Consider the following 14,328-nt stretch of genomic DNA (forward strand, 5'->3'; position numbering starts at 1 on the left):
AGGTCGGGACAAAGTTCCCGACCTCTTTGTTTGCCTTTATTAGTTTGCTTTGCTGTTGCGACTGTTTTTAGGGATGGCTATCCTTCTTAGAATTACTCAACATGTGAGTAAAAAAGTCTTTGTATCGATACTTGAGATATTTTTCGTGTAGGAATAACAAAGCGATATAAACAATCAAAAAGATTGTAGTCAGATAAAACACATCAAATGCAGTTCGCGCATAGTAAGTGGCTGATTGATAAGAGACAATAGCTGTCACAATCAACCAAGGAAGATACTTGTAATATTTGCTTAACATAATCCTACACCTCCTATATTCTATTTCAATGTTATTATATTCCTTTGCACTTAAAGTTGCAAGCGATTACACAAAAAACAAATTCAAATTTTTAATAGGAAAATCTCCTGTTTTTCTGTTTTATTACGAATAGAAGAGTAGGAGGAGTAAATGTATCTAAAGTATTTAAGATTTTTAAAATAGTTTAGATAAATTGTTGACATATTTAAAACATAATGTTACAATCATATTACAAAAAGATTTCTTTATATTTCTAAAATATTACAAAGGAGTAGAAAAATGAAAAAGAAAACCTATATCAAATTGATGGCAGCGACTGTATTGGCTTCTACTTTGCTATTAGGAGCTTGTGGAAATAAAAAGGAAACAACTCAAGCGAGCAGTTCTGCTAAGACCAGCCAATCATCAAGCTCTAAAGCAGCTTCTGCTAACAAAGAAAGCAAGACTCAGAAATCCTCAAGTTCAGCTTCATCTGAAAAGACCAAGGCGTCTACTGACCAGTCTTCAGCAAGTGCAACGCCATCACAAGTGACACCTGCACCAGAGCAAAGACAAGGTCAAGAAGTGGCTAATCAACAGGCAGCTAGTCATCAAACGCCTGCTCAGGCTCCTTCAACCCAACAGGCTTCTCAAGCCCAGTCTAACCAATCAAGCTATGATCCTACAACTGACCGCAAACTTCAAGATAAGCAAGCAGAGCAAAATAAACGCTACAAGGGTGTTTTAACCATGGTAGATGGTGATTTCTCAGCTGCAGCGGGCAATTGGAAGGGAGCTAATGGCGAAACCATCACAGTTTCATCAGGTGGTCAATTTACAGTAGAATCTGCTGATGGAAAGAAAGAAAATTACTCTATCAAAGGCTATTCTTATACTCTTGATGATGGTAAGTATAATGCCAGAATCGGTGGAGGAAAAGTCATCCAAATTACAACAGGAGCGGATGGCAAGGTTTCTAGCGTTACTTTGAATCAATAATAACTCTCAGTATTCGAATTTTTACAATTAAAGAAAATCCGTCAGCTCAATAAGAGTTGACGGATTATTTTATACTTGCATTTGGGTTAAAAATTCTTCTGTAGTAAGAATTTGAGCAAACTCATCTTGTAGAGAAAGGAGATTAATCTCATGGATAGTCTCAGGAGAGATGGCCTGACCGTTTTTGTTAGATAGGGTAAAACTGGCAGTGGCATCTGCTAGTAAAGTGACTTCAAAACCAAGATTTGCTGCCATTCGTGTCGTAGTAGATACACAATGAGGCAGGGTCAAACCAACAACGACTAAATGACAAATCTGATTTGTTCGTAAATATGTTTCAAGATTTGTTCCAATGAAGGCGCTATTAACCGTTTTTTGAAAGACAGGTTCTGCAGTAACTGGCTCAAATCCACTTTTAAATACCTGATTTTGTTTGTTATGAAATTGCGACTGGGGGTTGTCAGATATGTGTTGAACATGTAAGACTGGAAGAGCGTGTTTACGAAAGTATGCCAGTATCCTCAATGCTTGTTGTTCAGCTTGAGGGTTATTTCGTTCTCCCCAGATAGGGTTATCAAATGCTTTTTGCATATCGATAATCAGTAGAGCAGTATGAACCATTTTAAGCCTTATCCAATTGCAAGAGGGATTCAATCTCTGCTAGGGTGCTAGCTTGTGAAATGGCTCCACGGAGTTTGGCAGCGCCAGATGTTCCACGGAGATAGTGAGGAGCGAGGCCGCGGAATTCACGAACTGCGACGTTTTCTCCTTTGAGGTCAATCAATCGTTTCAAGTGTTCGTAGGCGATCTTCATCTTGTCTTCAAAGGTCAAATCAGGTAGGATTTCTCCTGTTTCAAAGTAATGGTTGATTTGGTTGAAGAGGTAAGGATTTCCCATGGCAGCTCGGCCAATCATGACTGCGTCAGCACCAACTTCTTCGATGCGTTGCTTGGCTTCTTGGACCGTACGGATGTCACCGTTGGCGAGAAATGGAATCTTGGTCAAAGCTTGAGCGACCTTGTGAAGGGTCTCAAGGTCTGCGTGGCCAGTATACATTTGTTCACGGGTACGGCCATGCATGGCGAGGGCAGAAACACCTGCAGCTTCAGCAGCGAGGGCATTTTCTACTGCCAGAGATGGGTCCGCCCAGCCGGTACGCATTTTGACAGTAAGTGGGATATCAAGGACAGACTGGACCTTGTTGATGATGGAGTAAATCTTGTCTGGATCCTTGAGCCACATAGCACCAGCTTCGTTCTTCACGATTTTGTTGACAGGGCAGCCCATGTTGATATCGACGATATCGGTCTTGGTGTTTTCTTGGATAAATTCTGCTGCGCGTGCTAGGCTGTCTTCATCGCTACCAAAAAGTTGGATAGAGACAGGGTTTTCGCCCTCATCGATATGAAGCATGTGCAGGGTTTTTTCGTTGTTGTATTGGATTCCCTTGTCAGAGACCATTTCCATTACAACGAGTCCAGCTCCGAGCTCTTTTGCGATGGTACGAAAGGCTGAGTTGGTCACGCCAGCCATAGGCGCTAAAACGGTACGATTGGGAATCTCAACATTGCCAATCATAAAAGGTGTATTAAGATTTGTCACGAATGAGTTCCTCCAGGTCGTTTTCATCAAAGTTGTAAGTTGTCTGGCAGAATTGACAAGTGATTTCTGCCCCGTGGTCTTCCTCTTTCATTTCCTGTAAGTCTGAGCTTGGAAGGCTGGCAAGAGCGTTCATAAAGCGTTCATGACTACAGTCACATTGGAAACGGATTTCTTCTTCAGAAAGACGCTTGTAGGCCTCGTCACCGTAGATAGCTTTAAGGAGGGCTTCAATATGGTCTTCACTCTCTAGAAGAGTCGAGATAGCTGGCATTTCTTGGATGCGTTTTTCAAAGCGAGCAATCTCTTCTTCCTTGGCTCCCGGCAAGACTTGAACTAGGAAACCACCAGCAACCTTGACCTTGTCTTCCTCGTCCAAAAGGACATTGAGGCCGACTGCTGAAGGTGTTTGTTGACTTTCGGTCAGGTAAAAGGCCAGGTCTTCACCGATTTCCCCAGAAATGAGGGGAGTCATAGAGTTGTAAGGATTTCCAGTACCGTAGTCTGTGATAACGAGAAATTGACCATTTCCAACAAAAGGTCCGACTAGAACTTCACCAGTTGCAGTCTTTTTGATGTCAACACCAGGATTTTGAACATAGCCTTTGACGTTCCCCTTGGTATCAGCGACCGTGATAATGGCACCTAGAGAGCTAGAGCCCAGCACCTTAACTGTTAGTTTAGTATTTCCTTTTTCATTGGCTGCGAGAATCTGGCTAGCGATAAGAGTTCGACCAAGCGCTACAGTTGAGCTAGCTTGGGTTTGGTGTTTTTCTTGAGCAGTGCGGACGGTTTCTGTGCTATCAAGGACAAAAGCACGAAAGGCTCCGCTTTCTGATATAGTTTTAATAATTTTATCCATAGCTACTATTTTAGCATAAAAATGCCCAAAGGGGGAGCCGTGTGTTTGTTGATTTTTAGGATAATGGACTAGGAAATCAGCATGAAAATAAAAAGAGAAACAGATTATTTCAGCATTTGTAAGATTTATGCTATGCTTAAGGTAGAAAATGAAAGGGGTAACAAATGTATTTAGGAGATTTGATGGAAAAGGCCGAATCTGGCCAATTTTCAATCCTTTCCTTTCTATTACAAGAGTCTCAGACGACCGTCAAGGCTGTAATGGAGGAAACAGGATTTTCAAAAGCAACCCTAACCAAATATGTCACCCTGCTTAATGAAAAGGCTTTGGACAGTGGCTTAGAGCTGACTATTCACTTAGAAGATGAAAATCTGCGTCTGTCAATCGGTGCAGCTACCAAGGGGAGAGATATTCGGAGCTTGTTTTTGGAGAATGCTGTTAAATACCAGATTTTGGTTTATCTTCTCTACCACCAACAGTTTTTAGCTCATCAGCTGGCTCAAGAATTGATGATTAGTGAGGCTACGCTTGGTCGCCACTTAGCTAGCTTAAATCAGATTTTGTCAGAATTTGATTTATCTATTCAAAATGGACGTTGGCGAGGTCCAGAGCATCAGATTCGCTATTTCTATTTCTGTCTTTTTCGCAAGGTCTGGTCGAGTCAGGAATGGGAAGGCCATATGCAGAAACCAGAGAGAAAACAGGAGATTGCTACACTAGAAGAAATTTGCGGTGCAAGCTTGTCTTCGGGTCAGAAATTGGATTTGGTTCTCTGGTCTCACATCAGTCAACAACGTCTCCGGGTCAATGCCTGTCAGTTTCAAGTGATAGAAGAGAAAATGCGAGGGTATTTTGACAATATTTTCTACCTTCGTTTGCATCGAAAGGCTCCGTCCTTTTTCGCTGGACAACACCTTCCTCTAGGAACTGAGGATGGGGAGATGATGATTTTCTTCTCTTTCCTCTTATCTCATCGCATTCTTCCTCTTCATACTATGGAGTATATCCTTGGTTTTGGAGGGCAGTTGGCAGATTTGCTGACGCAATTGATTCAAGAAATGAAGAAGGAGGAGCTGCTGGGGGACTACACAGAGGACCATGTCACCTATGAACTCAGCCAGCTCTGTGGTCAAGTTTATCTATATAAGGGTTATATCTTACAGGACCGCTACAAGTACCAGTTGGAGAATCGTCATCCTTATTTGCTGATGGAACATGATTTTAAGGGAACGGCAGAGGAGATTTTTCGTGCCTTGCCTGCCTTTCATCAGGGGACGGATTTGGATAAGAAGATTCTCTGGGAATGGCTTCAGTTAATCGAATATATGGCTGAAAATGGTGGTCAGCATATGCGGATTGGTCTGGATTTGACATCTGGTTTTCTTGTCTTTTCAAGGATGGCCGCTATTTTAAAACGGTATTTGGAATACAATCGTTTTATTACCATTGAAGCCTATGACCGAACTCGACATTATGATTTGCTGGTTACCAATAACCCGATTCATAAGAAGGAACAGACTCCAGTTTATTATTTAAAAAACGACTTGGATTTGGAAGATTTGGCAGCGATTCGTCAGTTATTATTCACTTAAAAGGCTTGGTTGTTCCAGGTCTTTTTTGTGAAATTCACACAATCTACTCACATTTTTTAAAAAATTAAAAAAAGTTGATGAACAAGAAAGCGCTTTATTTTGTATACTAGTTAGTGTAAAGAGGAAACATCCTCAAGATCTTTATCAGGAGGACAGCACATGTCACAAGAAAAATACATCATGGCCATTGATCAGGGAACTACAAGTTCTCGTGCCATCATTTTCAACAAAAAAGGAGAAAAAGTTAGCTCGAGTCAAAAAGAGTTTACCCAGATTTTCCCTCAGGCAGGTTGGGTAGAGCACAATGCCAATGAAATTTGGAACTCTGTTCAGTCAGTTATTGCGGGTGCTTTCATCGAAAGTGGTGTCAAGCCAAATCAAATCGAAGCAATCGGGATTACCAACCAACGTGAAACAACTGTCGTCTGGGATAAGAAAACAGGGCTCCCTATCTACAATGCTATTGTTTGGCAGTCACGCCAGACAGCACCTTTGGCTGAGCAACTAAAAAGTCAAGGTTATGTGGAAAAATTCCATGAAAAGACTGGTTTGATTATCGATGCTTACTTCTCAGCGACTAAGGTTCGTTGGATTTTGGACCATGTAGAAGGCGCTCAAGAGCGAGCGGAAAAAGGGGAATTGCTCTTTGGTACCATCGATACTTGGTTGGTTTGGAAATTGACTGACGGTGCGGCTCACGTGACGGACTACTCAAACGCAGCTCGTACCATGCTTTATAACATTAAAGAACTTAAATGGGATGATGAGATTTTGGAAATCCTCAACATTCCAAAGGCTATGCTTCCGGAAGTTCGTTCTAACTCTGAAATCTACGGTAAGACAGCCCCATTCCATTTCTATGGTGGAGAAGTCCCAATCTCAGGTATGGCTGGGGACCAACAAGCAGCCCTCTTTGGACAGTTGGCCTTTGAACCAGGTATGGTCAAGAATACTTATGGAACAGGTTCTTTCATCATCATGAATACTGGTGAAGAGATGCAGTTGTCTGAGAACAACCTATTAACAACCATTGGTTACGGAATCAACGGCAAGGTTTACTATGCCTTGGAAGGTTCTATCTTCATCGCAGGAAGTGCCATTCAATGGCTTCGTGACGGTCTTCGCATGGTTGAAAATTCACCAGAATCTGAAAAATACGCTCGTGATTCTCACAACAATGATGAAGTTTATGTCGTTCCAGCCTTTACAGGTCTAGGTGCTCCATACTGGAACCAAAACGCTCGCGGTTCTGTCTTTGGTTTGACTCGTGGAACAACTAAAGAAGACTTTATCAAGGCAACTTTGCAATCTATCGCTTATCAAGTGCGTGATATTATCGATACGATGCAGGTAGATGCTCAAACAGCTATCCAAGTCTTGAAAGTAGATGGTGGTGCAGCTATGAACAACTTCCTCATGCAGTTCCAAGCTGACATTTTGGGAATCGATATCGCACGCGCCAAAAACTTGGAAACAACAGCTTTGGGGGCAGCCTTCTTAGCAGGTTTGTCAGTGGGCTATTGGAAAGACTTGGATGAGTTGAAACTCTTGAACGAGACAGGAGAGCTCTTCGAGCCATCTATGAACGAATCTCGAAAGGAACAACTCTACAAGGGCTGGAAGAAAGCTGTGAAAGCAACCCAAGTCTTTGCGGAAGTAGACGACTAATACTGGAAGAATAAAGCGACTTAGTTAGAAAGTGTGTAAATATGGAATTTTCAAAGAAAACACGTGAATTATCAATTCAAAAAATGCAGGAACGTACCTTGGACCTCTTGATTATCGGTGGAGGAATTACAGGGGCTGGTGTAGCCTTGCAGGCAGCAGCTAGTGGTCTAGATACTGGTTTGATTGAAATGCAGGACTTCGCAGAAGGAACATCCAGTCGTTCAACAAAATTGGTTCACGGAGGACTACGTTACCTTAAGCAATTTGATGTAGAAGTAGTATCAGATACAGTTTCTGAACGTGCAGTGGTTCAACAAATCGCACCACACATTCCAAAACCGGACCCAATGCTCTTGCCAGTTTACGATGAAGATGGAGCAACCTTTAGCCTCTTCCGTCTTAAAGTAGCTATGGATTTGTACGACCTTTTGGCAGGAGTTAACAACACACCAGCTGCTAACAAGGTCTTGAGTAAGGAAGAAGTCTTGGAACGCCAGCCAAACTTGAAGAAAGAAGGTTTGGTAGGAGGTGGGGTTTACCTTGACTTCCGTAACAACGATGCACGTCTCGTGATTGAAAACATCAAACGTGCCAACCAAGACGGTGCCCTCATTGCCAACCACGTTAAAGCAGAAGGTTTCTTATTTGACGAAAGTGGCAAGATTACAGGTGTTGTAGCTCGTGATCTCTTGACAGACCAAGTCTTTGAAATCAAGGCCCGTCTGGTGATTAACACAACAGGTCCTTGGAGTGATAAGGTACGCAATTTGTCTAATAAGGGAACCCAATTCTCACAAATGCGTCCAACTAAGGGAGTTCACCTAGTCGTGGATTCAAGCAAGATCAAGGTTTCACAGCCAGTTTACTTTGACACAGGTTTGGGTGATGGCCGTATGGTCTTTGTTCTCCCACGTGAAAACAAGACTTACTTCGGTACAACTGACACAGACTACACAGGTGATTTGGAACATCCAAAAGTGACGCAGGAAGATGTAGATTACCTGCTTGGCATTGTCAACAACCGCTTCCCAGAAGCCAATATCACCATTGATGATATCGAAAGTAGCTGGGCAGGTCTTCGTCCATTGATCGCAGGCAATAGCGCTTCTGACTACAATGGAGGAAATAACGGAACCATCAGTGATGAAAGCTTTAACAACTTGATTGCGACTGTTGAATCTTATCTCTCTAAAGAAAAAACGCGTGAAGATGTTGAGTCTGCTGTCAGCAAGCTTGAAAGCAGTACCTCTGAGAAACATTTGGACCCATCTGCAGTTTCTCGTGGTTCGAGCTTGGATCGTGATGATAATGGTCTCTTGACCCTTGCTGGTGGTAAAATCACAGACTACCGTAAGATGGCTGAAGGAGCTATGGAGCGCGTGGTTGACATCCTCAAAGCAGAATTTGACCGTAGCTTTAAACTCATCAATTCTAAGACTTACCCTGTTTCAGGTGGGGAATTGAACCCAGCAAATGTGGACTCAGAAATCGAAGCCTTTGCGCAACTTGGAGTGTCACGTGGCTTGGATAGTAAGGAAGCCCACTATCTCGCAAATCTTTACGGTTCAAATGCACCGAAAGTCTTTGCTCTTGCTCACAGCTTAGAACAAGCGCCAGGACTCAGTTTGGCAGACACTTTGTCACTTCACTATGCAATGCGCAATGAGTTGGCTCTTAGCCCAGTTGACTTCCTTCTTCGTCGTACCAACCATATGCTCTTTATGCGTGATAGCTTGGATAGCATCGTTGAGCCAGTTTTGGATGAAATGGGACGATTCTATGACTGGACAGAAGAAGAAAAAGCAACTTACCGTGCTGATGTCGAAGCAGCTCTCGCTAACAACGATTTAGCAGAATTAAAAAATTAAGAAAAAATAAAAGAGGTGGCGGGCAGGACTCCTAGTCTACCCTCTCCTCCTTTTTAATGGAGACAGAAAGATGATGAATGAATTATTTGGAGAATTTTTGGGGACTTTAATCCTGATTCTTCTAGGAAATGGTGTTGTTGCAGGTGTGGTTCTTCCTAAAACCAAGAGCAACAGCTCAGGTTGGATAGTGATTACCATGGGTTGGGGGATTGCAGTTGCAGTTGCAGTATTTGTATCTGGCAAGCTCAGTCCAGCTCATTTAAACCCAGCTGTGACCATCGGTGTGGCCTTAAAAGGTGGTTTGCCTTGGGCTTCCGTTTTCCCTTATATCTTAGCCCAGTTTGCAGGGGCTATGCTGGGTCAGATTTTGGTTTGGTTGCAATTCAAGCCGCACTATGAGGCAGAAGAAAATGCAGGAAATATTTTGGCTACTTTCAGCACAGGACCAGCTATCAAAGATACTGTATCAAACTTGATTAGTGAAATCCTTGGAACCTTTGTTTTGGTGTTGACAATCTTTGCTTTGGGGCTTTACGATTTTCAGGCAGGTATCGGAACCTTTGCAGTGGGTACCTTGATTGTCGGTATCGGTCTTTCACTAGGTGGGACAACTGGTTATGCTTTGAACCCAGCTCGTGACCTTGGTCCTCGCATCATGCACAGCATCTTACCAATTCCAAACAAGGGAGACGGAGACTGGTCTTACGCTTGGATTCCAGTTGTTGGCCCTGTTATCGGTGCAGCCTTGGCTGTTCTTGTATTCTCACTTTTCTAACCTAGAAAACAATTATGTTGATAGAGCTTGAGATGAAAATCTCAGGCTTTTTTAAAATATACATAGAAAAACCGCATAATCCTTAAAATAAACTGAAATCTAGTGAAAATGTACGGCAAACAATTGAAAAATTACCCTATAAAGTGGTACAATGGTAGAAAAATACTATAGTAAGAGTTCATCTTATTTAGCAAAAATTACAGAAATGAATGGTTTTTCTTGATGAAACAGAGAAAAGAATTGTACCTCTTTCTTGGTCGGACAGCCTTGTATTTTCTTATCTTTCTAGGGCTGCTTTACTTCTTTAGCTATCTTGGCCAGGGTCAAGGAAGCTTTATCTATAATGAATTTTAACTTGAAGGAGAATTCCTATTGTGTCAAATAAACCAATAGTAGATATGATTGAAACCATTGAGCATTTTGCTCAGACACAGCCTAGCTATCCTGTTTACAATGTTTTGGGACAGGAACATACTTATGGAGATTTAAAGGCTGATTCGGATAGTTTGGCTGCAGCCATTGATCAACTGGATTTGCCAGAGAAGTCTCCTGTGGTCGTTTTTGGTGGCCAAGAATATGAAATGTTGGCAACCTTTGTAGCGCTGACTAAGTCAGGTCACGCCTACATTCCCATTGACAGTCATTCAGCCTTGGAGCGAGTTTCAGCTATTTTAGAAGTAGCGGAGCCAAGTTTGATTATTGCCATCTCAGACTTTCCATTGGAGCAGGTTTCTACACCGATGATGACTCTAGCTCAGGTTCAAGAAGCCTTTGCTCAGGGGAATAACTATGAGATCACGCATCCAGTCAAGGGAGATGATAATTACTACATTATCTTTACTTCTGGTACGACTGGTAAGCCAAAGGGAGTGCAGATTTCACATGATAATCTCCTCAGCTTTACCAACTGGATGATTACGGACAAGGAATTTGCGACGCCAAGTCGTCCGCAAATGCTGGCTCAGCCACCTTATTCTTTTGACCTGTCTGTCATGTATTGGGCACCGACCTTGGCACTGGGTGGTACACTTTTTGCCCTTCCTTCAGCTATTACTCAGGACTTTAAGCAACTCTTTGCGACCATCTTTTCATTGCCAATCGCTATCTGGACATCAACGCCTTCTTTTGCGGATATGGCCATGTTGTCAGAAGACTTTAATAGTGAGAAAATGCCTGGAATCACGCATTTCTACTTTGATGGTGAAGAATTGACGGTCAAAACGGCTCAAAAACTGCGCGAACGTTTCCCAAATGCTCGAATTATCAATGCCTACGGCCCAACAGAAGCGACAGTGGCTCTGTCAGCAGTTGCCGTGACAGACGAGATGCTAGAGACTCTCAAACGCCTCCCAATTGGCTATACCAAGGCTGATTCTCCAACCTTTATCATTGACGAGGAAGGCAATAAATTGCCAAATGGCGAACAGGGAGAAATCATTGTTTCTGGACCAGCCGTTTCAAAAGGTTATATGAACAATCCTGAAAAAACAGCAGAAGCCTTCTTTGAGTTTGAAGGTCTACCAGCCTACCATACAGGCGATGTGGGAACTATGACAGATGAGGGCTTGCTTCTCTACGGCGGACGCATGGACTTCCAGATCAAGTTCAACGGTTACCGCATTGAGTTAGAAGATGTTTCTCAAAATCTTAATAAGTCTCGCTTTATCGAGTCTGCTGTTGCTGTTCCACGTTATAACAAGGACCACAAGGTACAAAATCTGCTGGCCTATGTCATCTTAAAAGATGGTGTGCGTGAGCAGTTTGAGCGAGATATTGATATTACCAAGGCTATCAAGGAAGATTTAACAGATATCATGATGTCCTACATGATGCCGTCTAAATTCCTTTACCGAGACAGTTTGCCACTGACTCCAAATGGAAAAATTGATATCAAAGGATTGATTAACGAGGTGAATCAGAGATGATGGAGTTCTTTCAACAGCTTCCTCATTTAGAGCCATACGGCAATCCTCAGTATTTTGTCTATGTGATTGCTGCAACCTTGCCTATCTTTATCGGTCTCTTTTTCAAGAAACGCTTTGCCTGGTATGAAGTGCTGGTTAGTCTTTTCTTTATCGTCACCATGTTGGTAGGTGGGAAGACCAATCAATTGGCTGCCTTGGGTATTTACCTTTGCTGGGAGATATTGCTCCTGCTTTTCTACAAGCACTATCGAAAAAGTAAGGATGACAAGTGGGTTTTCTACCTAGTTAGTTTTCTGTCCCTTCTCCCGATTATCTTTGTCAAGGTGCAGCCGGCTATCAATGGAACGCAGTCTTTGCTTGGATTTTTGGGAATTTCTTACCTGACTTTTCGTTCGGTTGGGATTATCATCGAGCTGAGAGATGGGGTGATTAAAGATTTTACCCTCTGGGAATTTCTCCGTTTCCTTCTCTTCATGCCGACTTTTTCAAGTGGCCCAATCGATCGCTTTAAGCGGTTTAATGAAAATTATCAGACCATTCCTGAGCGAGATGAGTTGATGGATATGCTGGATGAATCTGTTCGCTATATCATGTGGGGCTTTTTGTATAAGTTTATCCTAGCTCATGTTTTAGGAGAGACCTTGTTGCCTCCTCTGAAGAATCTAGCCCTGCAGTCAGGTGGTTTCTTTAATCTCTATGCTTTAGTGGTCATGTATACCTTTGGTCTTGAGCTCTTCTTTGACTTTGCAGGTTACTCTATGTTCGCCTTAGCCATCTCAAACTTGATGGGAATCCGTAGCCCCATCAACTTTAACAAGCCCTTTTTATCAAGGGATTTGAAGGAATTTTGGAATCGTTGGCATATGAGTCTTTCTTTCTGGTTCCGTGACTTTGTCTTTATGCGAATGGTGATGGTGTTGACCAGAAAGAAGGTCTTTAAGAATCGTAATGTAACCTCAAGTGTGGCCTACATTGTAAATATGCTGATTATGGGATTTTGGCATGGAGTGACCTGGTACTATATCGCCTATGGACTCTTTCATGGGATTGGGCTGGTCGTCAATGACGCTTGGGTTCGTAAGAAAAAAACACTCAATAAGGAACGGAAAAAAGCAGGGAAGTCTGCTTTACCTGAGAATCGCTGGATTCAGTTGCTTGGCATGGTTGTCACCTTCCATGTCGTCATGCTGTCATTCTTAATCTTTTCTGGATTCTTGAATGATCTATGGTTTAAAAAATAAAAGGAAATAAAATATGGATATCAAATCAGAAGTTATCGAAATTATTGATGAGTTGTTTATGGAAGATGTTTCTGACATGATGGATGAAGATCTTTTTGATGCAGGTGTCTTGGATAGTATGGGAACGGTTGAGTTGATTGTGGAGATTGAAAACCGCTTTGACATTCGTGTTCCTGTTACAGAGTTTGGTCGCGACGACTGGAATACAGCTAATAAAATCATAGCTGGTATTGTGGAGCTACAAAATGCTTAAACGCTTATGGATGATCTTCGGACCGGTCTTGATAGCTGGTTTGTTGGTTTTTCTGCTTATCTTTTTCTATCCTGCTGAGATGCGCCATGATCTGGGAGCTGAAAAGCGTTCGGCGGTGGCTACTACTATCGATAGTTTTAAGGAGCGAAGTCAAAAGGTCAGAGCACTATCTGATCCAAATATGCGTTTTGTTCCCTTCTTTGGCTCCAGTGAATGGCTTCGTTTTGACGGTGCCCATCCTGCGGTATTGGCTGAGAAATACAACCGCTCTTATCGCCCCTATCTTTTAGGACAGAGGGGAGCTGCCTCGCTCAATCAGTATTTTGGTATGCAACAGATGCTGCCACAACTGGAGAATAAACAAGTTGTATATGTTATCTCGCCCCAGTGGTTTAGTAAAAATGGCTATGAGCCAGCAGCCTTTCAGCAGTATTTTAATGGAGACCAGTTGACCAGTTTTCTGGAACATCAATCTGGGGATCAGGCTAGTCAATATGCAGCGACTCGCTTACTACAGCAGTTCCCAAACGTAGCTATGAAGGACCTGGTTCAGAAGTTGGCAAGTAAAGAAGAATTGTCGTCTGCAGACAATGAAATGATTGAATTATTAGCTCGGTTTAATGAACGTCAAGCTTCCTTTTTTGGTCAGTTTTCAGTTAGAGGCTATGTCAATTATGATAAGCATGTAGTTAAGTATTTAAAGACCTTGCCAGACCAGTTTTCTTATCAAGCTATAGAAGATGTTGTTAAAGCAGATGCAGAAAAGAATACTTCTAATAATGATCTGGGAATGGAGAATTATTTCTATAATACGCAGATTAAGAAGGATTTGAAGAAATTAAAGGATTCTCAGAAAAGCTTTACCTATCTCAAGTCGCCAGAATATAATGACTTGCAGTTAGTGTTGACACAGTTTTCTAAATCTAAGGTAAACCCGATTTTTATCATTCCACCTGTTAATAAAAAATGGATGGACTACGCTGGTCTACGAGAGGATATGTACCAACAAACGGTGCAGAAGATTCGCTACCAGTTAGAAAGTCAAGGTTTTACCAATATAGCAGATTTTTCTAAGGACGGCGGGGAGCCTTTCTTTATGAAGGACACCATTCACCTTGGTTGGTTGGGTTGGTTGGCTTTTGACAAGGCAGTTGATCCTTTCCTATCCAATCCCACAACAGCTCCCACTTACCATCTGAATGAGCGCTTTTTCAGCAAAGATTGGGCGACTTATGATGGAGATGTCAAAGAATTTCAATAGATAATAA

14 protein-coding genes are annotated in these 14,328 nt (G+C 42.3%); 10 read left to right on the forward strand and 4 right to left on the reverse strand.

From position 1 onward, the window contains the following. Positions 1–67 precede the first annotated feature (67 nt). Positions 68–298 (reverse strand): hypothetical protein, encoded by a 231-nt coding sequence (locus tag FQT24_RS08230; RefSeq protein WP_033682492.1) that lies wholly within the window; start codon positions 296–298, stop codon positions 68–70. Positions 299–577: 279 nt separating this feature from the next. Between FQT24_RS08230 and FQT24_RS08235 the strand changes: the two genes are divergently transcribed. Then, positions 578–1,276, forward strand: coding sequence for a hypothetical protein (locus FQT24_RS08235; protein WP_143952696.1), 699 nt, complete (start codon positions 578–580; stop codon positions 1,274–1,276). Between the two features lie 69 nt (positions 1,277–1,345). Here FQT24_RS08235 and FQT24_RS08240 read toward each other — a convergent pair whose 3' ends face one another. The 3 genes from FQT24_RS08240 to hslO are packed head-to-tail and all read right to left on the reverse strand — an operon-like array spanning position 1,346 to position 3,738. Further along, entirely contained in the window at positions 1,346–1,897 is a 552-nt protein-coding gene (locus tag FQT24_RS08240; RefSeq protein ID WP_143952697.1) for a cysteine hydrolase family protein, read from the reverse strand. A gap of 1 nt (position 1,898) precedes the next feature. Continuing rightward, positions 1,899–2,879 (reverse strand): tRNA dihydrouridine synthase DusB, encoded by a 981-nt coding sequence (gene dusB / locus FQT24_RS08245; RefSeq protein WP_185952561.1) that lies wholly within the window; start codon positions 2,877–2,879, stop codon positions 1,899–1,901. Then, positions 2,866–3,738 (reverse strand): Hsp33 family molecular chaperone HslO, encoded by an 873-nt coding sequence (hslO, locus tag FQT24_RS08250; protein ID WP_000357854.1) that lies wholly within the window; start codon positions 3,736–3,738, stop codon positions 2,866–2,868. Before hslO ends, dusB begins: the two co-directional genes overlap by 14 nt. Positions 3,739–3,902: 164 nt before the next feature. Here hslO and FQT24_RS08255 point away from each other — a divergent pair, with 164 nt between their 5' ends. The 9 genes from FQT24_RS08255 (at position 3,903) to dltD (ending at position 14,321) form a co-directional block, all read left to right on the forward strand. Next, complete coding sequence (locus FQT24_RS08255) at positions 3,903–5,330, forward strand: helix-turn-helix domain-containing protein (RefSeq protein ID WP_143952699.1); 1,428 nt, start codon at positions 3,903–3,905, stop codon at positions 5,328–5,330. Between the two features lie 159 nt (positions 5,331–5,489). Continuing rightward, positions 5,490–6,998 (forward strand): glycerol kinase GlpK, encoded by a 1,509-nt coding sequence (glpK, locus tag FQT24_RS08260; protein WP_000076786.1) that lies wholly within the window; start codon positions 5,490–5,492, stop codon positions 6,996–6,998. 41 nt (positions 6,999–7,039) lie between these two features. Next, positions 7,040–8,866 carry a type 1 glycerol-3-phosphate oxidase gene (gene glpO / locus FQT24_RS08265; RefSeq protein ID WP_143952700.1) on the forward strand — a complete coding sequence of 609 codons (1,827 nt, stop codon included), beginning with the start codon at positions 7,040–7,042 and terminating at the stop codon, positions 8,864–8,866. A 70-nt stretch (positions 8,867–8,936) separates the two neighbouring features. Beyond that, on the forward strand, positions 8,937–9,641 hold the full coding sequence (locus tag FQT24_RS08270) for an MIP/aquaporin family protein (RefSeq protein WP_000980822.1): 705 nt from the start codon (positions 8,937–8,939) through the stop codon (positions 9,639–9,641). A 222-nt stretch (positions 9,642–9,863) separates the two neighbouring features. Further along, the gene (locus tag FQT24_RS08275; protein ID WP_000813667.1) at positions 9,864–9,995 is read left to right on the forward strand and encodes a teichoic acid D-Ala incorporation-associated protein DltX; all 132 of its coding nucleotides are present in this window, start codon (positions 9,864–9,866) and stop codon (positions 9,993–9,995) included. Between the two features lie 20 nt (positions 9,996–10,015). Beyond that, positions 10,016–11,566 carry a D-alanine--poly(phosphoribitol) ligase subunit DltA gene (dltA, locus tag FQT24_RS08280; RefSeq protein WP_143952701.1) on the forward strand — a complete coding sequence of 517 codons (1,551 nt, stop codon included), beginning with the start codon at positions 10,016–10,018 and terminating at the stop codon, positions 11,564–11,566. Further along, positions 11,563–12,807: a D-alanyl-lipoteichoic acid biosynthesis protein DltB gene (gene dltB, locus FQT24_RS08285; protein WP_143952702.1), complete on the forward strand. Its 1,245-nt coding sequence runs from the start codon at positions 11,563–11,565 to the stop codon at positions 12,805–12,807. The genes dltA and dltB overlap by 4 nt, the downstream gene beginning before the upstream one ends. Positions 12,808–12,820: 13 nt before the next feature. Then, on the forward strand, positions 12,821–13,060 hold the full coding sequence (dltC, locus tag FQT24_RS08290) for a D-alanine--poly(phosphoribitol) ligase subunit DltC (RefSeq protein WP_000351967.1): 240 nt from the start codon (positions 12,821–12,823) through the stop codon (positions 13,058–13,060). Then, the gene (gene dltD / locus FQT24_RS08295; protein ID WP_143952703.1) at positions 13,053–14,321 is read left to right on the forward strand and encodes a D-alanyl-lipoteichoic acid biosynthesis protein DltD; all 1,269 of its coding nucleotides are present in this window, start codon (positions 13,053–13,055) and stop codon (positions 14,319–14,321) included. The genes dltC and dltD overlap by 8 nt, the downstream gene beginning before the upstream one ends. Positions 14,322–14,328: the final 7 nt, after the last annotated feature.

Source organism: Streptococcus mitis, assembly GCF_901542415.1.
GTDB lineage: Bacteria > Bacillota > Bacilli > Lactobacillales > Streptococcaceae > Streptococcus > Streptococcus mitis_BL.